This window comes from Rhizobium sp. SVR5-9E, assembly GCF_056755095.1.
In genome coordinates this window covers 93,080-115,075 of the sequence record NZ_JBNDHS010000005.1, presented here as the reverse complement: position 1 = coordinate 115,075, position 21,996 = coordinate 93,080, and the positions used below count along the sequence as shown (strand labels likewise).

Here is a 21,996-nt window from a genome sequence, read left to right as displayed (position 1 = left end):
CGCTTTGGCGGCCGGTGTCGCCAATCCTCGCGCTCGTATTCGGTCTGCTGACAGCGTTCATTTTACCGGGCTACCCGGCAGCCGAAGCGGAACGCGTGGCCGTGCTCCTGAGAATAAACGGCGCGATCGGCCCGGCGGTCGCCGACTATGTCAAACGCGGCATTCAACGGGCCAACGACCGCAACGCCAGCCTGATCATCCTGCAGATGGACACGCCGGGGGGCCTCGACACGTCGATGAGAGACATCATCCGCGCGATCCTTGCCTCGTCCGTGCCGGTCGCAGGGTTCGTGGCGCCCAGCGGGGCGCGCGCCGCCAGCGCCGGAACATATATTCTTTACGCCAGCCATATCGCGGCAATGGCGCCGGGGACCAATCTCGGCGCGGCGACACCAATCTCGCTCGGCGGGCCGCCACCCGATAACGCCCCCCGTAGCCCGAGCGACACAAACGAGAAAGACGGCAAGGCGCCTCCGGCGCCGCGCGACGCGGGCGAGGCGAAGGCGATCAACGATGCGGTGGCCTATATCCGTGGGCTGGCGGAACTCCGTCACCGCAATGCCGACTGGGCCGAGCGCGCGGTTCGCGAAGCTGCAAGCCTTTCGTCGCCTGCGGCTGCGCGCGAAAGCGTCATCGATTTTACGGCCGACAGCATCACCGATCTCCTGGCACAGGCAAATGGGCGTGTCGTCCGGACAGCTCAGACGGATGTCCGGCTGGACACTGCTGGCCTTGCCATCGAGGAGCTCGAGCCGGATTGGCGTACCCGCTTTCTTTCAGTGATCACCGATCCGAATATCGCGCTGATCTTGATGATGATCGGCATCTACGGCCTGATCCTCGAATTTCTGACGCCGGGCACACTCGTTCCCGGAACGGTCGGCGGTATCAGCCTGCTGCTCGGGCTTTATGCGCTGGCTTTGCTGCCGGTCAGCTATGCCGGGGTAGGGTTGCTCGTCCTCGGTGCGGGCCTGACGGTTGCGGAGGCGCACTCGCCCTCGTTCGGCATTCTCGGCGGCATCGGCGGGCTCGCCTTGGTATTGGGCGCTGCCATGTTGTTCGACGTCGATATACCAGGCCTGTCGGTCTCCTGGCCCATGTTAGGCGGGATCGGCATCGCTAGCCTGGGCTTCAGTCTTGTCGTCGCGCGTCTCGCCTTGACCTCGCGCTGGCGAGCGGTCGTCACCGGCGCGGAGCAGATGATCGGCCTTCCAGCCAAGGTTGACAGTTGGACGAGCACAAGCGGTTACGTGATCGTGCATGGCGAGCGCTGGAAAGCGGTCTCCGTCGAGCCGCTGGTCGGCGGCGACTGGGTCAAGGTCACAGGCCGCAACGGGCTGACGCTCGAGGTCAAACCCGGTCCGCAGCCGGCTTTGGAGGAAAAGTCATGAGCATGTTCGCAGATCTGGCCTTTTATCTCGTCATCATTGTCGTACTTCTCATCATTGTCGCCGCCGCGATCAAGATCCTGCGGGAATACGAGCGCGGTGTGGTTTTCACCCTTGGCCGCTTCACCGGCATCAAGGGACCCGGGCTGTTTCTGCTCATTCCGTATGCGCAGCAAATGGTACGAGTCGACCTTCGCACGCGTGTTCTCGATGTCCCCAGCCAGGATGTCATCTCGCACGACAACGTCTCGGTTCGCGTCAGCGCCGTGATTTATTTCCGTGTCATCGATCCGGAAAAGGCAACCATCCAGGTCGCGGATTTCATGATGGCCACAAGCCAGCTCGCCCAGACGACGCTGCGCTCAGTCCTCGGAAAGCACGATCTCGACGAGATGCTGGCAGAACGGGACAAGCTCAACCATGACATCCAGGAAATCCTCGACACGCAGACCGACGCCTGGGGCATCAAGGTCGCCAATGTCGAGATCAAGCATGTCGACATCAACGAATCCATGATCCGCGCCATCGCCCGCCAGGCGGAAGCCGAGCGCGAGCGGCGCGCCAAAGTCATCAATGCCGAAGGCGAGCAGCAGGCGGCGGCCAAGCTGCTGGAAGCTGCCGAAATTCTGGCCCGGCAACCACAGGCCATGCAGCTACGCTATTTGAGCACGCTGAATGTCATCGCCGGCGAGAACAGTTCCACGATCGTATTTCCGTTCCCAATCGACTTAGCCAATCTGTTTCCGGCCAAAACCGATAGAGGGACGGAATGATGGGCATGACATTTGTTCCATAATGCGCCTATCAGAATTGGGAGGAATGACGTTGGTCACAACGCTTCGGCTTCATATGCCCCAATGGCAGGGCGGCAATCTGGCGGAGTATCACTTAAGCTCTCAACTACTTTCGTGGCTGCTTCCTCCGACGGAAGGTCCAAGTGAAACCGTGCCGGTGCCTGCACCGCACGATCTAGCCGCCCTTAAAATCGAGGATGGCATTCTCGCCAAAAATGCCCTGCTGGAGCAGGCCCGCGCCGCCCGCGCGGCAATCGAGAAGCATCAGCCCGATAAGGTGCTGACCATAGGCGGCGACTGTCTGGTTGATCTCGCGCCCATCGCCTATCTGAACAAGCGATACGGCGGGAAGGTCGGCGTTCTCTGGATCGATGCACACGCTGACGTTCAGACGCTGAAAGACTTCCATCACGGTCACGCCCAAGTGCTTGGCATGCTGCTTGGCGAGGGTGACGCGGATTTCGTGCGTGAGGTCGATAGCCCGATCCAGCTCGCCAAGGTCATGTATGCCGGGCTGGATGAATGGTCTCCGGCCGAAAACGAGGTGCTAAGCAGGCTGGGCCTCCGGCGGACAAGTTCGAAAGAGCTGGCCTATGGTTCGGCGCGGATCCTGGATTGGATCAAAGCTGAAGGCATTACTCACATGGCAGTGCATCTCGATGTGGACGCCATCAGCCCACGCAGCTTCAGACCGATCCTGTTCAACAAGCCGGAGCAGGAAGACAGCTTTCTGGCAGGTGTTCCGCGCGGCCGTCTCGAGCCTGCGCATGTTGTCCGGCTCCTGCAAGACGTGGGCGAAGCCTGTGATATCGTGGGGCTGGCGATCACCGAGTATATTTCGTGGGATGCTCTGCAAACCCAAAAGCTTCTGGCACAGCTGCCTCTGGTACAAGCCTAGGCTTTTAGTTCCATAATCTATCTTATGTGATCTTGATATCGCCAACAAACGACCGCCCTTGCCTTCGACGAAGCTTCGTCAATCTACAACCGGCAGACACCCACATCGGAGGTTCTCTTGCCCTGGATCGCTTACATCGTTCACTTCATCGCCGCCGCGTTCATGACGAACGGTATTCCGCATTTCGTCGCCGGGGTCAGCGGCCGGCCGTTTCGAACGCCGTTCGTGCGCATGAGCAGCTCCAGCCTCAGTTCGCCCGAAACCAATGTCATCTGGGGCTGGCTGAACTTCCTCATCGCCTTTCTGCTCTTTGCCAATATCGGGCCGCTCTACATCGGAACGCTCGGCGACACGATCTTCCTCGCCGCAGGCATACTGGTCACGGGCGTGTTGCTTGCTCGCATTTTTGCCGGCGATGCGAGCTGAGAAGATACTTGCATGATGCAAGTTACTGCTATAGTGACTTGCATCATGCAACGGACAAGTTTTGCCAGTTTCAAATGCCCGGCGGCGCGCGCTCTCGAGAGCGTCGGCGACTGGTGGAGCATCATGATCCTGCGGGATGCGTTTCAAGGGCTGACGCGCTTCGACGAGTTCCAGAAGAGCCTCGGCGTTGCACCGAACATCCTAACCCGCCGGCTGGCGCATCTGGTTGAGGAACGCATCTTCGAGAAGCGGCTCTACAGTGAGCGCCCTGCGCGCCATGAATATGTGCTGACCGACAAGGGCCGCGATTTCTTCCCGGTTCTGATGGCGCTGTTTTCATGGGGCCGCCGCCATGTGCCTGAAGACGACCTTGCCTTTCTCCTTGGCAATGCAGCGTCCGGCACGGAACGGCACACCAAACTCGTCGACGCCGAGACCGGCGAAGAACTTACCCCCAAAAATACCTGCCTGCTTCCCGGCCCGGCGGCCGAGGAAAGCGACCGCGAACGCATTGCGCGCGTCAAGGCCTGGTATCTCGGCATTGATGCCTAAGAAGGAAAGAGAGCATGGATCGGATCGTCGTGACCGGCATGGGACTGGTGTCGCCGCTTGGCACGGGTGTTGAAACCGCCTGGCAGCGGCTGCTTGCCGGCGGTTCGGGGCTGCGGGTTCTGCCCGACGATATGGTCGGCGACCTGCCGGCCAAGGTTGGCGGCGTGGTGCCGCCTGCGGCGGAGGACGCCGAAGCCGGATTCGAGCCGGACCGCTACATTCCGCCCAAGGATCAGAAGAAGATGGACCGCTTCATCCAGTTCGCGATGGGCGCGACGGAAGAAGCCGTCCGCCAGGCCGGATGGATGCCGCAGGATACGGTCTCGCGTGAGCGTACGGCAACCATCATCGCCTCGGGCGTCGGCGGCTTTCCGGCGATCACCGATGCGGTCCGCGCTGCCGAAACGCGCGGCGTTCGGCGGCTGTCGCCGTTCATCGTCCCCTCGTTCCTGGTCAATCTCGCAGCCGGTCAGGTCAGCATCCGTTACGGCTTCAAGGGCCCGCTCGGCGCGCCCGTGACCGCCTGCGCCGCGAGCGTTCAGGCGATCGGAGACGCCGCCCGGCTGATACGATCGGGCGAAGCCGATGTGGCGATCTGCGGCGGTGCCGAGGCCTGCATCGACAAGGTCAGCCTTGGCGGCTTCGCCGCGGCACGGGCGCTATCGACCGGCTTCAACGACAGGCCGGAACTTGCGTCGCGCCCGTTCGATTCCGCCCGTGACGGCTTCGTGATGGGCGAAGGGGCCGGCATCCTCGTCATCGAGACCCTGCAACACGCCCTCGCCCGCGGCGCAATGCCGCTCGCCGAGCTTGTCGGCTACGGCACGGCGGCTGACGCATACCACATGACGGCAGGCCCGGAGGACGGCGACGGGGCGCGCCGCGCAATGGAGGCGGCAATTCGGCAGGCCGGGATAGCGCCGTCGGAGATCAAGCATCTCAACGCACACGCGACCTCCACACCTGTCGGCGACCGCGGGGAGATGGCGGCCATCGGCACGGTCTTCGGCCGCAATGGCGAGATTGCGATCAGCGCCACGAAATCCGCGACCGGCCATCTGCTGGGCGCAGCCGGTGGGCTCGAGGCGATATTCACGATCCTTGCGCTGCGCGACCAGATCGTGCCGCCGACACGCAATCTCGATGAAGCGGACCCCGCCGCCGAAGGGCTTGATATCGTCGGCAAGACAGCCCGCAAGCTTGCCGGGGAATACGCGATCAGCAACGGCTTCGGCTTCGGCGGCGTCAATGCGAGCGCCCTCTTCCGGCGCTGGAACTAAACCTCCAACGACTGGCGGCAGCTGGCGAGAAAAGCACCGGCTGCCGCTACTTTCCAATTCCTGCAAATGCCCTACACTCCGCTCTATATGGCCGGAGTTTAATCCATGCGCGCTTTATCCGCAGTGCTTCTTCTGTGTGCCGCATTCGCCATCGCTTCCATGCCTGCGCGAGCCGAAGATCCGCTCGAAACGACGCGGCATGTCATCGAGGATCAGATCACGGCCTTCCTGAAGGACGATGCCGATACCGCCTACTCCTTTGCAGCGCCTGGCATCAAGGCGATGTATCCGGACAAGACTACCTTCTTTGCTATGGTGAAGAAGAGCTACGAGCCGGTCTATCATCCCGGCAACTATGCCTTCGGCCGCAGCAGGTCGATCGCCGGTGGGGCGACGATCTATCATGAGGTGCTGATATCGGGCCGCGACGGCAAGGACTGGACGGCGATCTACCAGATGACGCGGCAGCCTGACGGCAGCTACAAGATCAACGGCGTGCAGATCATGCCGAATACAGACAGCAAAGGTATCTGAGCCTCAGGCTGGCTCGAGATCACCCCTCGCCCATTCTTCCTGCGTTTCCGCCATGAAGTCGGCGAAGCGGCCTTCTGCGATCGCCTTGCGGATGCCCTGCATCAGTTCCTGATAGTAAGCAAGATTGTGCCAGGACAAGAGCATGCCGCCGAGCGCTTCGTTGGCGCGAACGAGATGGTGCAGATAGGCCCGCGAATAGTCTCGTGACGCCGGGCAGTTCGATTGTTCGTCCAGCGGACGCATATCCTCGGCGTGGCGGGCGTTGCGGATATTGACCTTGCCGCGACGGGTGAAGGCCAGGCCATGGCGGCCGGAACGGGTCGGCATGACGCAGTCGAACATGTCGATGCCGCGGGCGACCGATTTCAGGATATCGTCCGGTGTGCCGACGCCCATCAGGTAACGCGGCTTCTCGCCCGGCAGCACAGGCAGCGTTTCCTCGAGCATCTTCAGCATGACGTCCTGCGGCTCGCCAACCGCGAGGCCGCCGATCGCGTAGCCCTTGAGGTCAAGCTGGGTCAGCGCTTCGGCCGAGCGGATGCGAAGTGCCGGAATGTCGCCGCCCTGCACGATGCCAAACATCGCCTTGCCCGGCTGCTTGCCGAAGGCGTCCTTGCAGCGTTCGGCCCAACGCAATGACAACTCCATGGCGCGCTCGATTTCACGCGGCTCGGCTGGAAGCGCCACGCATTCGTCAAGCTGCATCTGAATGTCGGAGCCGAGCAGGCCCTGGATCTCGATCGATCGCTCCGGCGACATATGGTGCAGGCTGCCGTCGACATGCGACTTGAAGGTGACGCCCTGCTCGTCGAGCTTGCGCAGCCCCGCGAGAGACATGACCTGGAAACCACCGGAGTCCGTCAGGATCGGATGTTCCCAGCGGATTAGCTTGTGTAGTCCGCCAAGGCGCGCGACGCGTTCCGCCGTCGGGCGCAGCATCAGATGATAGGTATTGCCGAGGATGATGTCGGCACCGGTCTCGCGAACCTGATCGAGATACATCGCCTTGACCGTGCCGACGGTGCCGACCGGCATGAATGCCGGGGTCTGGATCGTGCCGCGCGGCATGGAAATTTCGCCGAGGCGCGCACCGGTATCTGTCTTGTTGAGCGTGAACTGGAAATTCTCGGTCATTGGTCTTTCCGGAAAAGAAGGCTCGCGTCGCCATAGGAGTAGAAGCGGTAGCCTGTCGAAATGGCGTGTTTATAGGCTGCCTGCATGGTCTCGAAACCCGCGAAGGCGGAAACCAGCATGAAGAGCGTCGAACGCGGCAGATGAAAATTGGTCATCAGGATATCGACCGCCTTGAAGCGGTAGCCGGGTGTGATGAAGATGCCGGTGGCGCCAGCCCAGGCTTTGATTTCACCATCATCCCCGGCCGCACTTTCGATCAGCCGCAGTGAGGTCGTGCCGACGCAGACGATGCGTCCGCCCCTCGCCTTGACGGCGTTGAGCTTTGCGGCTGTTTCGGCGCTGACATAGCCGCTTTCGAGATGCATTTTGTGATCGTCAGTGTCATCGGCCTTGACCGGCAGGAAGGTGCCAGCGCCGACATGCAGTGTCACGAAATGACGTTCGATCCCAACCTTATCCAGCGCTTCGAAGAGCCGGGGCGTGAAATGCAGGCCGGCGGTGGGGGCTGCGACGGCACCCTCGTCGCGGGCGTAGATCGTCTGGTAATCGGTGCGGTCGCGTTCGTCTTCCGGGCGCTTTGCAGCGATATAGGGCGGTAGCGGAATATGGCCGACGGCGGCGATCGCCTCGTCTAGCGCCGGCCCGGACAGATCGAAGGCAAGGGTAACCTCACCCCCCTCGCCCTTCTCCTCGACGGTCGCATCGAGCTGGCCGAGAAAGCAGCTTTCGCCGCTGTGGCCGAAGGCGATGCGGTCGCCGATCTTGATGCGCTTGCCGGGCTTGGCAAAGGCCTTCCAGCGGCTGGTGCCGATGCGCATATGCAACGTCGTCGAGACCTGCTGGCCGGGCGCGCCTTCGCGATAACGAATGCCCTCGAGCTGGGCGGGAATGACCTTCGTATCGTTGAAGACAAGCGCATCCCCTGCCCGCAGGAATGAGGGAAGCTGACTGACAATATGGTCGCTGAACATGGTTTCGGCATGCGGATCGACGACGAGCAGGCGCGCGCTGTCGCGCGGCTCGGCCGGCCGTAGGGCGATCCGTTCATCCGGCAGTTCGAAATCGAAAAGGTCAACGCGCATCAGGCACTTCCAGGCAAAGCGAAACCCGCCCGCGTTTTTCACGCAAGGGCGGGTTTCAGCAGAAATCACAATCAGACGTCGGCGGCAACCCGCATGGAGACGATGGAATCCGGATCACTGACCGGTTCGCCCTTCTTGATCGCGTCGACGACGTCCATGCCTTCGATGACCTGACCCCAGACGGAATACTGCTTGTTCAACCACGGCGCATCGGTGAAGCAGATGAAGAACTGGCTGTTTGCCGAGTTCGGATTCTGCGACCGGGCCATGGAGCAAGTGCCGCGGACGTGCGACGTTGCCGAGAATTCAGCCTTGAGGTCCGGCTTCGACGAGCCGCCCATGCCAGCGCGGTTCGGGTTGAAGTTCTCGCCGCCCTTCTTGCCATATTGCACGTCGCCGGTCTGCGCCATGAAATCGGCAATCACGCGGTGAAAGACCACGCCGTCGTAAGCGTTCTCGCGGGAAAGCTCCTTGATGCGCGCCACGTGTTCCGGTGCCACCTGCGGCAGAAGCTGAATGACCACCTTACCCTTGGTGGTTTCCAGGATGACGGTGTTTTCCGGATCTTTGATTTCGGCCATTCTTACTCTCCTCGTTTTCTTGGAATTACTTGCCGACCGTGACTTTGACCATGCGATCGGGATCCTTGACTTCGCCGTTCTGGCCTTCCCCGCGCTTGATCTTGTCGACATTCTCCATGCCGGAGACGACCTTTCCGACGACCGTGTACTGGCCGTTCAGGAACGAACCGTCAGCGAACATGATGAAGAATTGCGAATTTGCTGAATTAGGATCCTGGGCACGCGCCATGCCGACCGTGCCGCGTACGAACGGCGTCTTGGAGAACTCCGCCGGAATGTCCGGCATATCAGAGCCGCCGGTGCCTGCCAGGCTCGGCTCGTAACCCTTGGCCATGTTGCCATACTGCACGTCGCCGGTCTGCGCCATGAAGCCGTCGATCACACGGTGAAAGGCGACGTTGTCATAGGCACCCTTTTTCGCCAGCGCTTCGATCTGGGCGACGTGCTTGGGAGCGACATCGGGCAGGAGCTGGATCACGACCGGGCCATCCTTGAGCTGGATCGTCAAAGTGTGATCGGCCGACTGGGCAAAAGCGCTACCCACGAAGGACGCGAGGCAAAGCACGCCGGCAAATGCGATAGAAAAGAGTTTCATATGAGCTCCGTTGCGGCGGAAAACGCCTCAAGATTTGCGCTTGGATTGAAGGGCTTTCAAAACGGCAGCCGGCACGAAGGCACTGACATCGCCGCCCATGGCCGCGATTTGACGCACCAATGTGGCGGTTATAGGCCGCGAGGCTGTGCCTGCCGGTAGAAAGATGGTTTGGACGTCCGGTGCCATCTGACGGTTCATGCCCGCCATCTGCATTTCATAGTCGAGGTCGGTACCATCGCGAAGGCCGCGAATGAGCAGCGTCGCGCCATGCGCCCGTGCCGCATCCACGACCAGGTTGTCGAAGGAAACGACCGAGATGCTGCCGCTCCGCTGCGGCAAGGCCTCGGCAACGGAGTTGCGGATCAGCTCCGCCTTCTCCTCGAAGGAAAAAAGCGGCGCCTTGCCGGGATGGATGCCGATTGCAACGACAACTCGTTCTGCAACGTTCAGCGCCTGGACGAGCACATCCAGATGTCCGTTGGTGATCGGGTCGAAGGACCCCGGGTAAAAAGCTGTCGTCATAGGACCCGACCGTTTCGTTCGAGGCCTTTTGTCATGGATACCCGCGTCCCGCAAGTCATTTGCAGCCGGGCTGAACGCCGGATGAATGCAGTGTTCAACGCCGTTTCAGATGCAACCTGCACAATCGGAAACATCAACGCCAAGCCGGGCGTTACTCGAAAGATGATGACATGCTGATTTTGATCGTTGCCCTCGCCGTCGTTCTCTCCCTGCTTGCAGAGGTGGCCTGGGCGTATATGCAGGACCGTCGCGCGGCGGGCTGGGTGCGCGCCGAAGTGAGGGAGCACCATGTCATCATGCGGAAACTCGGCAGAATGCGTTGAGCCAGGCAGCGAATCTGAACGCCAGATGAATGAGGCATTCAAGATGGCTTCAGACCTTGCTTGGTAAACGACCGGTCAACATCCGCTGGAACTATTATCAGACGGACACGTTCATTAACCGAAGCGTAGAAGATACGCGGTACGAGGGAAGAAAAAATGCCCGATAAGATTACCATCATCAATGTATTCTGGATGGCAATGATCACGGGAATGCTTACTGCCACTATCGCACTCTACGATCAGCAGACTGATACATCCAAGGTATATGGCCCCTATGCATCGACCCGCACGGCGATGATCAGCCAGTACTGAGGAGCGAACGCTACTTCGGAAGGAACTGCCATGTTCACGATCTTGACTGCTCTTACCGTTCTCATCAGCGGCATGTTCATCGTGTCTGTGGCGTCGACCATCTCGGCGCTTCGCCGTGAGAGTGAAGATGCGAAGGCATTCAACGAGAAGCACAAAGCATTCTGACAACCCGTTTGAGCGCATTCGCTCGCGAACGTGAACCAGCAAAGCCGGACGCACTCCCAGCGTCCGGCTTTTTCAATTTGCGAGCATGCGCCGCACCCTTCAGCACATAAAAAAACGGGCGGCAAAAGCCGCCCGGTTTCCAAACCACACTCTGGTTTGAGTTATTCTTCTGCTGGGGGCGATGCGTCGCCTTCCGCTGCCGACGGCGCCGCCTCCGGCTCGATCGGCGTCTCGTTGACGATCTCGGCGACGTCCTCGCCGTCATCTTCAGGCTCCGTGATGCGCTCGACAGAGACGACCTTCTCATCCTTGGCCGTGGAGAAGATCGTGACCCCCTTCGTTGCGCGGCTGGCGATGCGAATGCCGCCGACTGGCACGCGGATCAACTGGCCCCCGTCCGAGACAAGCATGATCTGATCGCCGTCGTTGACCGGGAAGGCTGCAACCAACTCGCCGATTTCGGCCGTCTTCGATGTGTCGGTAGCGCGAATCCCCTTGCCGCCGCGGCCGGAGATGCGGAAGTCGTAGGACGAGGAACGCTTGCCGAAGCCCTTCTCGGAGACCGTCAACACGAACTCCTCGCGAGCCTTCAGTTCCTCGTAACGGTCGTCGAGCAACTGTCCCTCTTCGGTGACTTCCTCGCCGACCAACGCAATATCTTCTTCATCCACGCCCGTGGCACGCCGTTCGGCCGCCGAACGCTTCAGGTAGGCGGCACGTGCCCACGGCTCGGCATCGACATGGCCGACGATGGTCATCGAGATGATGCTGTCGCCTTCTCCAAGGTTGATGCCGCGCACACCGATCGAATTGCGGCCAGCAAAGACACGGACGTCATCGACGGGGAAGCGGATGCACTGGCCGAGCGCCGTTGTCAGCAGAACGTCGTCATGCACGGTGCAGGTCTCGACGGAGAGGATTTCATCGCCCTCCTCCTCGAGCTTCATCGCAATCTTGCCGTTGCGGTTGACTTGAACGAAGTCGGACAGCTTGTTGCGGCGAACCGTGCCGCGCGTCGTCGAGAACATGACGTCGAGGCTATCCCAGCTATCCTCGTCCTCCGGCAACGGCAGGATCGTGGTGATACGCTCGCCAGGTGCCAGCGGCAGCATGTTGATCAGGGCCTTGCCGCGCGAGGTCGGTGTGCCGATCGGCAGGCGCCAGACTTTCTCCTTGTAGACGATGCCGCGCGAGGAGAAGAAGAGAACCGGCGTGTGGGTGTTGACAACGAATAGCCGGCTAACGAAATCCTCGTCGCGGGTCGTCATACCGGACCGGCCCTTGCCGCCGCGGCGCTGCGCGCGGTAGGTAGTGAGCGGAACGCGCTTGATATAACCGAGGTGCGAAACCGTGACGACCATGTCTTCGCGGGCGATCAGGTCCTCATCGTCCATCTCCAGACCGCCATCGATGATCTCAGTGCGCCGCGGCGTGCCAAACTCGTCGCGCACCGCCTTCAGTTCGTCCTTGACGATGGTCTGGATGCGGACACGCGACGACAGGATTTCGAGGTAATCCCTGATTTCGTCGCCGATCTTGTTGAGTTCGTCGCCGATTTCATCGCGGCCAAGTGCCGTCAAGCGGGCAAGACGCAGCTCGAGGATGGCGCGCGCCTGCTCTTCCGAAAGATTGTAGGTCAGGTCCTCGTTGATGCGGTGGCGCGGGTCGTCAATGAGGCGGATCAGGCTCTCGACGTCTTCGGCGGGCCAGCGGCGCGTCATCAGCTCTTCGCGGGCGGACTGCGGATCCGGCGCCTGGCGGATGACGCGGATCACCTCATCGATATTGGCGACCGCAATCGCGAGGCCCACCAACACATGCGCGCGCTCGCGCGCCTTGCGGAGAAGGAACTTCGTTCTCCGGCTAACGACTTCTTCGCGGAAGGCAACGAAAGCGCGCAGCATGTCGAGCAGATTGAGCTGCTCCGGCTTGCCGCCGTTCAGCGCAACCATGTTGCAGCCGAATGACGTCTGCAGCGGCGTGTAGCGATAGAGCTGGTTCAGAATGACTTCGGCATTGGCATCGCGCTTCAGCTCGATGACGACCCGGTAACCCTGGCGGTCGGATTCATCGCGAAGGTCGGAGATGCCTTCGATACGCTTCTCGCGCACCAGTTCGGCCATCTTCTCGATCATCGTCGCCTTGTTCACCTGATACGGGATCTCGGTGATGATGATCTGCTCGCGGTCGCCGCGCATCGGCTCGATTGCGGCAACGCCGCGCATGATGACGGAACCGCGGCCGGTCTCGTAAGCCGAGCGGATACCCGAACGGCCCAGGATCTTCGCTCCGGTCGGAAAGTCCGGACCGGGGATGATCTGCATGAGCTCCGGCAATTCGATCGCCGGATCGTCGATCAGCGCAATGCAGGCGTTGATGACTTCGGACAGGTTGTGCGGCGGAATGTTCGTCGCCATGCCGACGGCAATGCCGCCTGCCCCGTTGACGAGAAGATTCGGAAACTTCGCGGGCACCACGACGGGCTCGGAGAGCGTTCCGTCGTAGTTGTCGCGGAAATCGACCGTTTCCTTGTCGAGGTCATCAAGCAGCGAATGCGCCGCCTTCTGCAGGCGGCATTCCGTGTAACGCTCGGCCGCCGGCGGGTCGCCGTCGACAGAACCGAAGTTGCCCTGGCCGTCGATCAGCGGCAGGCGGAGCGACCAGTGCTGCGCCATGCGCGCCAGCGCATCGTAGATCGCCATGTTGCCGTGCGGATGGTATTTACCCATCACGTCACCGGTGACGCGGGCGCATTTGACGTATTTCTTGTTCCAGTCGATGCCGAGCTCGGACATGCCATAGAGAATGCGCCGGTGCACGGGCTTAAGGCCGTCGCGGACATCCGGCAGCGCGCGGCTGACGATGACGCTCATCGCGTAATCGAGATACGACCGCTGCATTTCCTCCATGATGGAGATGGGCTCGATGCCTGGCGGGAGCTTCCCGCCGCCTGGGGGTGCTTGTTCAGTCAAAACAGATCACGATCTCTTTGTAGAATCACTGGAAGATGTATAGCGGAAAGGGTTGTCTCACGCCAATTTGAGCGGAAGTTTTGAACAGGCTTTTGCGGCGGAAAGGCGGCAAATCAGGCGATTCGCCCGGCTTTCGAGACCAGGCCGTCGCCCGGCATTTGCCAAATGGAAAACCTCGCTTCACAATTGCGAAAACCCATCCCTCATATGGTGTTCCGGAGAGATTATGGCAAGCGCCGACCAACTGATCAACGCTTTCACGACGCTGCTTGTCACGATAGATCCACCTGGGCTTGCGCCGATCTTCCTGGGGCTGACCATGGGCATGAGCCGCAGCCAGCGCAAACAGGTGGCGCTGCGCGGCTCCGTGATTGCTTTCATCATCCTTGCCGTCTTTGCGCTGTTCGGCGCAAGCGTGCTTGGCGTCCTCGGCATTTCGATCGGCGCATTCCGCATTGCCGGGGGGCTGCTGCTCTTCTGGATTTCCTTTGAGATGGTCTTTGAAAAGCGGCAGGACCGCAAGGAGAAGACTGGCGAAGTGGCGATCACCAAGGATCACATCCAGAACATAGCGGTCTTTCCGCTGGCGCTCCCCCTTATTGCCGGCCCGGGCGCGATCTCGGCGACGATCCTGCTTGCCGGTTCGCTGCAAAGCTCCGTCGAGCGGGCGCAGCTTCTTATCGTGATTGCGGCCAACCTGCTGCTGATGCTTGCCGCGCTTGTGGTTGCCGATCGGCTCGACCGCTTTCTCGGTGTCACCGGTCGGGCGATCCTCACCCGCCTGCTGGGCGTCATTCTTGCAGCCCTTGCAGCGCAGTTCGTGGTGGACGGTGTGAAGGCAGCGATGGCCGTGAACTAGAGCGCCGAGTGTCGGCTATCTTCAAAGTCGGCGGAGCGCAAAAGGGCGGTGCACGAGCAGGTATCTATTTTGATGCTACCTTGACGTGGCATATAATAGAGCGGTTCATTGGGGTGGACTGATGCAATGACGCCGTTCCGAGGGAGGCCGCGACGTCGGAAAAAAAGAAACAACTGCACTCTAACGCCGCTCACATCGGGCAACATCGCCGCCGCCCGAAGCGAGGAGCGCACTTCCGTGTCTTCGAAAAGGCCGATCGCCAGGTCAAACTGTTCGCTTTAGCAATCGTCGCCGCGTTTCTTGTTGTCATCACGCTTCAAGCGCTTTTGACCTGACACACAGAACAGAACGTCAGTCCGCAGGCGGATGATGTGCTACTTGAAATGGCCGATGACGGCTTGAGTGCCCGCTAGCCAGTCCTCCCTGCGTGACGATGACAAGACGCGCTTTGTGCGCAAGCGCAGCATGGAGCTTCGTACACCGAGTCACTTGCCGTCTTGCGCAACAAGCACAGGCTCCGAGCGGTAGTCCTTGGGGAAGATTTGCCTAAGATTCTCGATCTTCGGAAGATCGTTGATGACGATATAGGGATAGGTTGGATTGTTGGTCAAGAAATTCTGGTGGTAGGCCTCGGCGGGATAGAAGCTCTTGCCGGTTTCGATCCTGGTGACGATGGCCGCGTCATAGACCCGAGCATGATCGAGCTGGGAAATATAGGCCTTGGCGACCTTCGTCTGGTCGTCGCTCTGCGGGAATATCGCGGAGCGGTACTGGGTGCCCGTATCCGGGCCCTGTCGATTGAGTTGCGTCGGATCGTGAGCGACGGAGAAGTAGATCTGCAGGAGATGGCCGTAGCTTACCTTTGCAGGGTCGAAGACGACTTGAACAGACTCGGCATGACCTGTCCTACCGGTGCTCACCGTCTCGTATTGTGCGGAGGACTTGACGCCGCCCGCATAACCCGAGGTCGCGCTGACCACGCCGTCCACGTGCTGGAAGACGCCCTGCACGCCCCAGAAGCAGCCACCGGCGAATACAGCCGTCTCGAGATCGGCGCCCGGCTTCTCATCCTGCACCGGGGCGGGAATGACGTGCGGCTCCTCGGCCGCAGCTGCCGCAAAGCGAAGGCATACCCCTGCTGTCAATAAAACTGCAATACCGAGGGACACAGCCCTAAAGCGGCGCGTCATCTTCTGATGGGAACTCATGTCATCCTCCTTTAGCCGGCCGTGAATGCACGAGCCAGGACACCGGGATCCAGAAAGCCGATCTCAGATGAAGTTGACAGTAATTTTTCGTCTATGGCGCGTAACTAAACTGTGAGTGTAGCGGGGAGCCAAAACTCAAGGCGTTATTCGACATCGATCCCAAAGGCGACAGCATCAAAAGGCGACGCCGCGCCGACGCGGCCGTCTGTGTTCGCGACTCTGAGGAACAGCCGCCTCAGAACGGAATATCGTCGTCCAGATCGCGCGAGAAGTTGCCGCCGCCACCGCTGCTGCTGCCACTGCGGCCGGCCGGCTGTGACGGCGCGCCGTAATCGTCCCCGTAGTTGCCGCCACCACCGAAATCGCTGCTGCCACGGCCGCCGCCGAAGCCGGAACTTGCGCCGCCGCCTTCGCCGCGGCCATCGAGCATCGTCAGCGTCGAATTGAAGCCTTGCAGCACGATTTCCGTCGAATAGCGGTCGTTGCCGGTCTGGTCCTGCCACTTGCGGGTCTGCAACTGGCCTTCGATATAAAGCTTAGCGCCCTTCTTCACATATTGCTCGACGACCTTGCAGAGACCTTCGTTGAAGACGACGACTGTGTGCCATTCGGTCTTTTCACGCCGCTCGCCGGAATTACGGTCCCGCCAGGTCTCCGAGGTCGCGATGCGAAGGTTGGCGATCGGGCGGCCATCCTGCGTCCTGCGGATTTCGGGGTCGGCACCCACGTTTCCGATCAGAATTACCTTGTTTACGCTGCCAGCCATACCTATTCACCTTACTGCCGCCCTGCCCGGCGGCGCTTTGAAACAATCGGCATACCTTAAACTATAGAGCCCCCACGATGGGCGTCCATCACCGGTTCATCCACAAGGAATTTTGTTCTTTATTTGTTCTAGTTTATCGCTATGATGCTGTCAATAACTGTCAGTAGAATCGAAAAGCATAGAGCCTTCCCGACATTTAGCCTCGACTCGCCAAACGGCATCACTAAATAAGGGGCTTGTTCCAGCACAGAAGCAAAATACGATGAGTGAACTGAAGACCATTTCCATACGCGGCGCGCGCGAACATAATCTCAAGGGCATCGACCTGGACCTGCCGCGCAACAAGCTCATCGTCATGACCGGGCTTTCAGGGTCCGGCAAATCCTCGCTCGCCTTCGACACGATCTATGCGGAGGGCCAGCGGCGCTATGTCGAAAGCCTCTCGGCCTACGCGCGCCAGTTCCTGGAAATGATGCAGAAGCCGGACGTCGACCAGATCGACGGCCTTTCGCCGGCGATCTCGATCGAGCAGAAGACGACCTCGCGCAATCCGCGCTCGACGGTCGGGACGGTCACCGAGATCTACGACTATATGCGCCTGCTCTTTGCGCGCGTCGGCGTTCCCTATTCGCCGGCAACCGGCCTCCCGATCGAGAGCCAGACCGTCAGCCAGATGGTCGATCGCGTGCTCGAATTCCAGGAAGGTACACGCCTTTATATTCTGGCCCCGATCGTACGCGGCCGTAAGGGCGAGTATAAGAAAGAGCTGGCGGAGCTGATGAAGAAGGGCTTCCAGCGCGTCAAGGTCGACGGCCAATTCTACGAGATCGCCGACGTTCCGGCACTCGACAAGAAATACAAGCACGACATCGATGTCGTCGTGGATCGTATCGTCGTGCGCACCGACATGGCATCGCGCTTGGCAGACAGCTTCGAAACCTCGCTGAAGCTCGCCGAGGGATTGGCCGTCGCTGAGTTCGCGGACAAGCCGCTACCGGCGGAAGAAACCGCGGCCGGCGGGTCGGCCAACAAGTCGCTGAACGAGACGCATGAGCGGGTGCTTTTCTCGGAGAAGTTCGCCTGCCCCGTCTCCGGCTTCACCATCCCGGAAATCGAGCCGCGGCTCTTCTCGTTCAACAATCCCGCCGGCGCCTGCCCCACTTGCGATGGCCTTGGTGCGCAGCAGAAAATCGATGCCAACCTGATCGTTCCCGAGCCGGAGCGGACGCTCCGCGACGGCGCGATCGCACCCTGGGCGAAGTCGAGCTCGCCCTATTACAATCAGACGCTGGAAGCGCTCGGCAAGCACTACGGATTCAAGCTTGGGGCACGGTGGAGCGACCTGTCCGCAAAGGCTCAGGACGTCATTCTGAACGGAACGGACGAGAAGATCGAGTTCCATTATGCCGACGGCGCGCGATCCTATACCACGCACAAGAGCTTCGAAGGCATCGTCACTAATCTGGAACGCCGCTGGAAGGAGACGGATTCCGCCTGGGCGCGGGAAGAGATCGAGCGCTTCATGTCGGCAGCCCCCTGCCCGGCCTGCAACGGTTTCCGCCTGAAGCCGGAGGCGCTGGCGGTCAAGATCAACAAGCTGCATATCGGCCAGGTCACCGAGATGTCGATCCGCAAGGCCCGCGATTGGTTCGAGACGCTGCCCGCCGTTTTCTCGGCCAAGCAGAACGAGATTGCCGTCCGCATTCTGAAGGAAATCCGGGAGCGCCTGCGCTTCCTGAATGACGTCGGCCTCGACTATCTCAGTCTGTCGCGCAATTCCGGCACGCTATCTGGCGGTGAAAGCCAGCGCATCCGCCTCGCCTCCCAGATTGGCTCGGGCCTGACCGGCGTGCTTTATGTTCTCGACGAGCCGTCCATCGGCCTGCATCAGCGCGACAACGCCCGTCTGCTCGAGACGCTGAAACATCTGCGCGACATCGGCAACACGGTGATCGTCGTCGAGCACGACGAGGATGCCATCCTGACGGCCGACGACGTGGTCGACATCGGTCCGGCGGCCGGAGTGCACGGCGGCCAGATCGTCGCGCATGGCACGCCGCAGGACATCATGGCGAACCCCAAGTCGCTGACCGGGAAGTATCTCTCGGGCGAACTCGGCGTGCCCGTGCCCGACGAGCGCCGCAAGCCGAAGAAGGGCCGCGAGATCAAGGTCATCGGCGCCCGCGGCAACAATTTGAAAAACGTCACCGCATCCATTCCGCTCGGCGTTTTCACCGCCGTCACCGGCGTTTCGGGTGGCGGCAAGTCGACTTTCCTGGTCGAGACACTGTATAAGTCAGCGGCGCGCCGTGTCATGGGCGCCCGCGAAATCCCGGCCGATCACGACCGGATTGACGGCTTCGAGCATATCGACAAGGTGATCGATATCGACCAGTCGCCGATCGGCCGCACGCCGCGCTCGAACCCGGCGACATACACCGGTGCCTTCACGCCGATCCGTGACTGGTTCTCCGGCCTGCCCGAGGCGAAGGCGCGCGGGTATCAGCCGGGCCGGTTCTCGTTCAACGTCAAGGGCGGACGCTGTGAGGCCTGCCAGGGCGACGGCGTCATCAAGATCGAGATGCACTTCCTGCCGGACGTTTACGTGACCTGCGACGTTTGCCACGGCAAGCGCTACAATCGCGAAACGCTGGAAGTCACGTTCAAGCACAAGTCCATTGCCGACGTGCTCGACATGACGGTGGAGGAAGGTGTCGAGTTCTTCGCCGCGGTACCTGCCGTGCGCGACAAGCTGCAGTCGCTCAAGGACGTCGGCCTCGGCTATATCAAGGTCGGCCAGCAGGCGAATACGCTCTCGGGCGGCGAGGCACAGCGCGTCAAGCTCGCCAAGGAGCTTTCGAAACGCTCGACGGGCCGCACGCTCTATATCCTGGATGAGCCGACGACCGGGCTGCACTTCCACGATGTCGCGAAACTCCTCGAAATGCTGCACGAGCTGGTCAATCAAGGCAATTCCGTCGTGGTGATCGAGCATAATCTCGAAGTCATCAAGACGGCCGACTGGGTGCTCGATTTCGGCCCGGAGGGCGGTGATGGTGGCGGCGAGATCGTCGCGTCCGGCACGCCGGAGGCGATCGTCAAGGAGCCCCGGTCCTATACCGGCCAGTTCCTGAGGGAACTGCTGGAACGCCGGCCGGTGAAGAAGACTGTAGTGGCGGCGGAGTAGCCGTTCGGGAAACAAGACGCGCCACGGCGCAGTGGGGGACATAGATGAGCAACTCCGGTACGATCCGGGTCGGCATTGGCGGCTGGACCTTCGAGCCCTGGCGTGGGCATTTCTTTCCTGCCGACCTCAGGCAGAAGGACGAGCTCAACTACGCCAGCCGCAAGTTGAAGGTCATCGAGGTCAACGGCACGTATTACAGCTCGCAGAAGCCCGAGACCTTCGCGAAATGGGCGGCCGACGTGCCGGACGGGTTCATCTTTTCGCTGAAGGCCAGCCGGTTCGTGACCAACAGGCGCGTCCTTGGCGAAGCAGGCGAATCGATGGAGCGTTTCCTGACGCAGGGGCTGACGGAGCTCGGTGACCGGCTGGGGCCGATCCTCTGGCAGTTCGCTCCGACCAAGAAGTTCGATGCCGAGGATTTCGAAGCTTTCCTAAAGCTTTTGCCGGACAAACAGGACGGCCTGCCGTTGCGGCACGTCGTCGAGGTGCGGCACGACTCCTTCAAGGTGCCGGAATTCGTCGCTCTGCTGGCGAAATACGGCGTCGCGCCGGTCGTGGCCGAGCATTTCGACTATCCGATGATCGCCGACGTGACGGCTGATTTCGTCTACGCCCGGCTGCAAAAGGGCTCGGACGAGATCAAGACCTGCTATCCTCCCAAGGACCTGAAGGCATGGGCCAAAAGGCTCGAGACTTGGGCCGAAGGCAAGGTGCCGGACGATCTGCCGTTGATCGACAAAGACCGAAAGGTCAAGAGCGAACCGCGGGATGTCTTTGCCTTTATGATCCACGAGGGCAAGGTCAACGCGCCGTTCGGGGCGATCGCTCTTCAGGAAGAAGTCGGCAAGTAGTCAGAACGGCAGGACATGGGCGACGAGATCTTCGGCGGTCAAACCTTTGCCGGCGCGCTGTGCAGCTTCACCGTGGAGATAGACACCGGCTGCGGCCGCCTCGAACGCGGGCAGACCCTGCGCCAGATACGCGCCGATGATGCCGGCAAGAACATCGCCTGAGCCTGCCGTTGCGAGCCAGATGGGCGCGTTCGTATTGATCAGTGCCCTGCCGTCCGGCGAAGCAATGACGGTATCAGCGCCCTTATAGACGATCGCGGCATTGGCCCGCTTTGCCGCCGCCTGCGCCCTGTCGATCTTGCTGAGCTTCTTGTCCGCGGCGATATCCGGAAAGAGGCGCGCGAATTCGCCTTCATGCGGCGTCAGAACGAGATGCGGTTCGCCTTCGGCGAAGAGATCGAAAGGCTCTTGCGGGCTCTCTTTGAATGAGGTGATGCCGTCTGCGTCGAGCACCAGATGGCGATCGCGCAATGCGGCGACGAAGGCTCTTGCCTTTGCGCCGATACCGAAACCCGGCCCGAGCACGAAGGTCTGCAAGCGCTCATCGCCCAGCCAGTCGCGCAGCGCGGTCTCGTTGTCGATGATACGCAGCATGATGGCTGTCAGGTGGGCACTGTTTTCGGCCGCCGCCTCCGCCGGCGAGGCAATGGTCACGAGACCTGCTCCCCCTCTCAGTCCAGCCATCGCCGTCATCCGCGCCGCGCCGGTCTTCCCCGCTCCGCCCGAGAAAACGGCAAGGTGTCCTCGTTTGTATTTGTGCGTCTCCAGTTTCCCCGCGGGCAGAAGGTGCTTCCATCTGGCCGGAGCGTTCTCGCCGACCATCCCTGAGGAACAAGCCTTGATGATACGGCCCGGAATGCCGATGCCGATGACTTCGATGTTTCCGCAACGCTCTCTGCCCGGCATCAGCAGGTGGCCCGGTTTGCGTGTCATGAACGTGACTGTGTGATCCGCCTTGAACGCCGCCCCCAGGACCTCGCCACTGCGGCCATCGACACCGGATGGCAGGTCGACGGAAAGGACCGGGACCGCGGCATCCATCACCCGTTCGATCACGGATCGCACCTCTGGCGGCATATCCCTTCCGAGCCCTGCCCCGAAAATCGCATCGATGACGACATCCCCCTGCCTCGGCTCATAAGTGTCAAGCGGCTGCGGCGTGAGCGGGCATTCGGCCTTTGCGCGCTCGGCATCGCCCTGAAGCCTCGCGAGGTCACCCAGATGAAAGACGGTGGTCGCTGCACCGCTCTCGGCAAGAAAGCGTGCCGCCACATAGCCGTCTCCACCATTGTTGCCCGGGCCGCAGAGGACGGCGAAGCGCTGGGCGCCCGGGTAGAGTCGCAAAGCGGCAGCAGCCACTGCGGCGCCCGCCGTCGCCATCAGCCCGAAGGAGGAAATTCCCGATTGAGCCGCAGCGGCATCCGCGGCCGCCATCTCTGCAGGGGTAAGAAGGAGATCACTCAGTTGTTCAGCCATGTGCTCATTCAATTCAAAAAACGCCTAAAAAACAACCGCATTTGCGGTCAAACAAATGCATAAAAATACGCCATTTGCATATTTATTACTC

General features: G+C 61.0%; 22 protein-coding genes. 13 read left to right on the top strand and 9 right to left on the bottom strand.

Annotated features, from left to right (window positions below; all coding sequences use genetic code 11):
* Positions 1 to 14: 14 nt before the first annotated feature.
* From ACPYOJ_RS04950 to ACPYOJ_RS04920, 7 genes are all read left to right on the top strand, one after another.
* Entirely contained in the window at positions 15 to 1,391 is a 1,377-nt protein-coding gene (locus ACPYOJ_RS04950; protein WP_481415289.1) for an NfeD family protein, read from the top strand.
* On the top strand, positions 1,388 to 2,161 hold the full coding sequence (locus ACPYOJ_RS04945) for a slipin family protein (protein ID WP_481415242.1): 774 nt from the start codon (positions 1,388 to 1,390) through the stop codon (positions 2,159 to 2,161). Before ACPYOJ_RS04950 ends, ACPYOJ_RS04945 begins: the two co-directional genes overlap by 4 nt.
* Before the next feature lie 46 nt (positions 2,162 to 2,207).
* Positions 2,208 to 3,080 (top strand): arginase family protein, encoded by an 873-nt coding sequence (locus ACPYOJ_RS04940; RefSeq protein ID WP_481415241.1) that lies wholly within the window; start codon positions 2,208 to 2,210, stop codon positions 3,078 to 3,080.
* Between the two features lie 117 nt (positions 3,081 to 3,197).
* Positions 3,198 to 3,506, top strand: a complete 309-nt coding sequence (locus ACPYOJ_RS04935; RefSeq protein WP_481415240.1) for a hypothetical protein — start codon at positions 3,198 to 3,200, stop codon at positions 3,504 to 3,506.
* 45 nt (positions 3,507 to 3,551) lie between these two features.
* Positions 3,552 to 4,058, top strand: coding sequence for a winged helix-turn-helix transcriptional regulator (locus ACPYOJ_RS04930; protein ID WP_481415239.1), 507 nt, complete (start codon positions 3,552 to 3,554; stop codon positions 4,056 to 4,058).
* A 14-nt stretch (positions 4,059 to 4,072) separates the two neighbouring features.
* Positions 4,073 to 5,338, top strand: a complete 1,266-nt coding sequence (gene fabF, locus ACPYOJ_RS04925) for a beta-ketoacyl-ACP synthase II (protein WP_481415238.1) — start codon at positions 4,073 to 4,075, stop codon at positions 5,336 to 5,338.
* Between the two features lie 105 nt (positions 5,339 to 5,443).
* Positions 5,444 to 5,872 (top strand): DUF4864 domain-containing protein, encoded by a 429-nt coding sequence (locus ACPYOJ_RS04920; RefSeq protein ID WP_481415237.1) that lies wholly within the window; start codon positions 5,444 to 5,446, stop codon positions 5,870 to 5,872.
* A gap of 3 nt (positions 5,873 to 5,875) precedes the next feature.
* Here the strand turns inward: ACPYOJ_RS04920 and tgt are convergent, their stop codons facing one another.
* From tgt to coaD, 5 genes are all read right to left on the bottom strand, one after another.
* A complete protein-coding gene (tgt, locus tag ACPYOJ_RS04915; RefSeq protein ID WP_481415236.1) occupies positions 5,876 to 7,006 on the bottom strand; it encodes a tRNA guanosine(34) transglycosylase Tgt in 1,131 nt (376 codons plus the stop codon).
* Entirely contained in the window at positions 7,003 to 8,088 is a 1,086-nt protein-coding gene (gene queA, locus ACPYOJ_RS04910; RefSeq protein WP_481415235.1) for a tRNA preQ1(34) S-adenosylmethionine ribosyltransferase-isomerase QueA, read from the bottom strand. The genes tgt and queA overlap by 4 nt, the downstream gene beginning before the upstream one ends.
* A 71-nt stretch (positions 8,089 to 8,159) precedes the next feature.
* Positions 8,160 to 8,669 carry a peptidylprolyl isomerase gene (locus tag ACPYOJ_RS04905; protein ID WP_168832714.1) on the bottom strand — a complete coding sequence of 170 codons (510 nt, stop codon included), beginning with the start codon at positions 8,667 to 8,669 and terminating at the stop codon, positions 8,160 to 8,162.
* Between the two features lie 25 nt (positions 8,670 to 8,694).
* Positions 8,695 to 9,264, bottom strand: a complete 570-nt coding sequence (locus ACPYOJ_RS04900; protein WP_481415234.1) for a peptidylprolyl isomerase — start codon at positions 9,262 to 9,264, stop codon at positions 8,695 to 8,697.
* A gap of 27 nt (positions 9,265 to 9,291) precedes the next feature.
* Positions 9,292 to 9,786 carry a pantetheine-phosphate adenylyltransferase gene (coaD, locus tag ACPYOJ_RS04895; RefSeq protein ID WP_481415233.1) on the bottom strand — a complete coding sequence of 165 codons (495 nt, stop codon included), beginning with the start codon at positions 9,784 to 9,786 and terminating at the stop codon, positions 9,292 to 9,294.
* Between the two features lie 170 nt (positions 9,787 to 9,956).
* On the opposite strand from coaD, the gene ACPYOJ_RS04890 reads away from it, so the two are divergent.
* From ACPYOJ_RS04890 to ACPYOJ_RS04880, 3 genes are all read left to right on the top strand, one after another.
* Positions 9,957 to 10,109: a hypothetical protein gene (locus ACPYOJ_RS04890; RefSeq protein WP_246704582.1), complete on the top strand. Its 153-nt coding sequence runs from the start codon at positions 9,957 to 9,959 to the stop codon at positions 10,107 to 10,109.
* Positions 10,110 to 10,265: 156 nt separating this feature from the next.
* Positions 10,266 to 10,421, top strand: a complete 156-nt coding sequence (locus ACPYOJ_RS04885) for a hypothetical protein (protein ID WP_168832717.1) — start codon at positions 10,266 to 10,268, stop codon at positions 10,419 to 10,421.
* Between the two features lie 30 nt (positions 10,422 to 10,451).
* Positions 10,452 to 10,586: a hypothetical protein gene (locus ACPYOJ_RS04880; RefSeq protein ID WP_281408123.1), complete on the top strand. Its 135-nt coding sequence runs from the start codon at positions 10,452 to 10,454 to the stop codon at positions 10,584 to 10,586.
* A gap of 161 nt (positions 10,587 to 10,747) precedes the next feature.
* On the opposite strand, the gene gyrA is transcribed toward ACPYOJ_RS04880, so the two are convergent.
* Complete coding sequence (gene gyrA / locus ACPYOJ_RS04875; protein WP_481415232.1) at positions 10,748 to 13,558, bottom strand: DNA gyrase subunit A; 2,811 nt, start codon at positions 13,556 to 13,558, stop codon at positions 10,748 to 10,750.
* Between the two features lie 226 nt (positions 13,559 to 13,784).
* On the opposite strand from gyrA, the gene ACPYOJ_RS04870 reads away from it, so the two are divergent.
* Positions 13,785 to 14,417 carry a MarC family protein gene (locus tag ACPYOJ_RS04870; protein ID WP_168832719.1) on the top strand — a complete coding sequence of 211 codons (633 nt, stop codon included), beginning with the start codon at positions 13,785 to 13,787 and terminating at the stop codon, positions 14,415 to 14,417.
* 485 nt (positions 14,418 to 14,902) lie between these two features.
* Here the strand turns inward: ACPYOJ_RS04870 and msrA are convergent, their stop codons facing one another.
* Together msrA and ACPYOJ_RS04860 are read right to left on the bottom strand one after the other, a co-directional pair.
* Complete coding sequence (gene msrA / locus ACPYOJ_RS04865; protein ID WP_481415231.1) at positions 14,903 to 15,625, bottom strand: peptide-methionine (S)-S-oxide reductase MsrA; 723 nt, start codon at positions 15,623 to 15,625, stop codon at positions 14,903 to 14,905.
* A 235-nt stretch (positions 15,626 to 15,860) separates the two neighbouring features.
* Positions 15,861 to 16,391 carry a single-stranded DNA-binding protein gene (locus tag ACPYOJ_RS04860; RefSeq protein ID WP_481415230.1) on the bottom strand — a complete coding sequence of 177 codons (531 nt, stop codon included), beginning with the start codon at positions 16,389 to 16,391 and terminating at the stop codon, positions 15,861 to 15,863.
* 262 nt (positions 16,392 to 16,653) lie between these two features.
* Here ACPYOJ_RS04860 and uvrA point away from each other — a divergent pair, with 262 nt between their 5' ends.
* Both uvrA and ACPYOJ_RS04850 read left to right on the top strand, forming a co-directional pair.
* Positions 16,654 to 19,578: an excinuclease ABC subunit UvrA gene (gene uvrA, locus ACPYOJ_RS04855; RefSeq protein WP_481415229.1), complete on the top strand. Its 2,925-nt coding sequence runs from the start codon at positions 16,654 to 16,656 to the stop codon at positions 19,576 to 19,578.
* 44 nt (positions 19,579 to 19,622) lie between these two features.
* Entirely contained in the window at positions 19,623 to 20,429 is an 807-nt protein-coding gene (locus ACPYOJ_RS04850) for a DUF72 domain-containing protein (RefSeq protein ID WP_481415228.1), read from the top strand.
* Here ACPYOJ_RS04850 and ACPYOJ_RS04845 read toward each other — a convergent pair whose 3' ends face one another.
* Positions 20,430 to 21,905: an NAD(P)H-hydrate dehydratase gene (locus ACPYOJ_RS04845; protein ID WP_481415227.1), complete on the bottom strand. Its 1,476-nt coding sequence runs from the start codon at positions 21,903 to 21,905 to the stop codon at positions 20,430 to 20,432.
* Between the last annotated feature and the right edge of the window lie 91 nt (positions 21,906 to 21,996).

Excerpts from the sequence above, each read along its gene's own strand:
- ACPYOJ_RS04945 (WP_481415242.1), top strand. The coding sequence starts at position 1,388 with ATGAGCATGTTCGCAGATCTGGCCTTTTATCTCGTCATCATTGTCGTA.
- ACPYOJ_RS04940 (WP_481415241.1), top strand. The coding sequence starts at position 2,208 with ATGACGTTGGTCACAACGCTTCGGCTTCATATGCCCCAATGGCAGGGC.
- ACPYOJ_RS04930 (WP_481415239.1), top strand. The coding sequence starts at position 3,552 with ATGCAACGGACAAGTTTTGCCAGTTTCAAATGCCCGGCGGCGCGCGCT.
- fabF (WP_481415238.1), top strand. The coding sequence starts at position 4,073 with ATGGATCGGATCGTCGTGACCGGCATGGGACTGGTGTCGCCGCTTGGC.
- ACPYOJ_RS04920 (WP_481415237.1), top strand. The coding sequence starts at position 5,444 with ATGCGCGCTTTATCCGCAGTGCTTCTTCTGTGTGCCGCATTCGCCATC.
- tgt (WP_481415236.1), bottom strand. The coding sequence starts at position 7,006 with ATGACCGAGAATTTCCAGTTCACGCTCAACAAGACAGATACCGGTGCG.
- queA (WP_481415235.1), bottom strand. The coding sequence starts at position 8,088 with ATGCGCGTTGACCTTTTCGATTTCGAACTGCCGGATGAACGGATCGCC.
- ACPYOJ_RS04905 (WP_168832714.1), bottom strand. The coding sequence starts at position 8,669 with ATGGCCGAAATCAAAGATCCGGAAAACACCGTCATCCTGGAAACCACC.
- ACPYOJ_RS04900 (WP_481415234.1), bottom strand. The coding sequence starts at position 9,264 with ATGAAACTCTTTTCTATCGCATTTGCCGGCGTGCTTTGCCTCGCGTCC.
- coaD (WP_481415233.1), bottom strand. The coding sequence starts at position 9,786 with ATGACGACAGCTTTTTACCCGGGGTCCTTCGACCCGATCACCAACGGA.
- ACPYOJ_RS04890 (WP_246704582.1), top strand. The coding sequence starts at position 9,957 with ATGCTGATTTTGATCGTTGCCCTCGCCGTCGTTCTCTCCCTGCTTGCA.
- ACPYOJ_RS04885 (WP_168832717.1), top strand. The coding sequence starts at position 10,266 with ATGCCCGATAAGATTACCATCATCAATGTATTCTGGATGGCAATGATC.
- ACPYOJ_RS04880 (WP_281408123.1), top strand. The coding sequence starts at position 10,452 with ATGTTCACGATCTTGACTGCTCTTACCGTTCTCATCAGCGGCATGTTC.
- ACPYOJ_RS04870 (WP_168832719.1), top strand. The coding sequence starts at position 13,785 with ATGGCAAGCGCCGACCAACTGATCAACGCTTTCACGACGCTGCTTGTC.
- msrA (WP_481415231.1), bottom strand. The coding sequence starts at position 15,625 with ATGAGTTCCCATCAGAAGATGACGCGCCGCTTTAGGGCTGTGTCCCTC.
- ACPYOJ_RS04860 (WP_481415230.1), bottom strand. The coding sequence starts at position 16,391 with ATGGCTGGCAGCGTAAACAAGGTAATTCTGATCGGAAACGTGGGTGCC.
- uvrA (WP_481415229.1), top strand. The coding sequence starts at position 16,654 with ATGAGTGAACTGAAGACCATTTCCATACGCGGCGCGCGCGAACATAAT.
- ACPYOJ_RS04850 (WP_481415228.1), top strand. The coding sequence starts at position 19,623 with ATGAGCAACTCCGGTACGATCCGGGTCGGCATTGGCGGCTGGACCTTC.
- ACPYOJ_RS04845 (WP_481415227.1), bottom strand. The coding sequence starts at position 21,905 with ATGGCTGAACAACTGAGTGATCTCCTTCTTACCCCTGCAGAGATGGCG.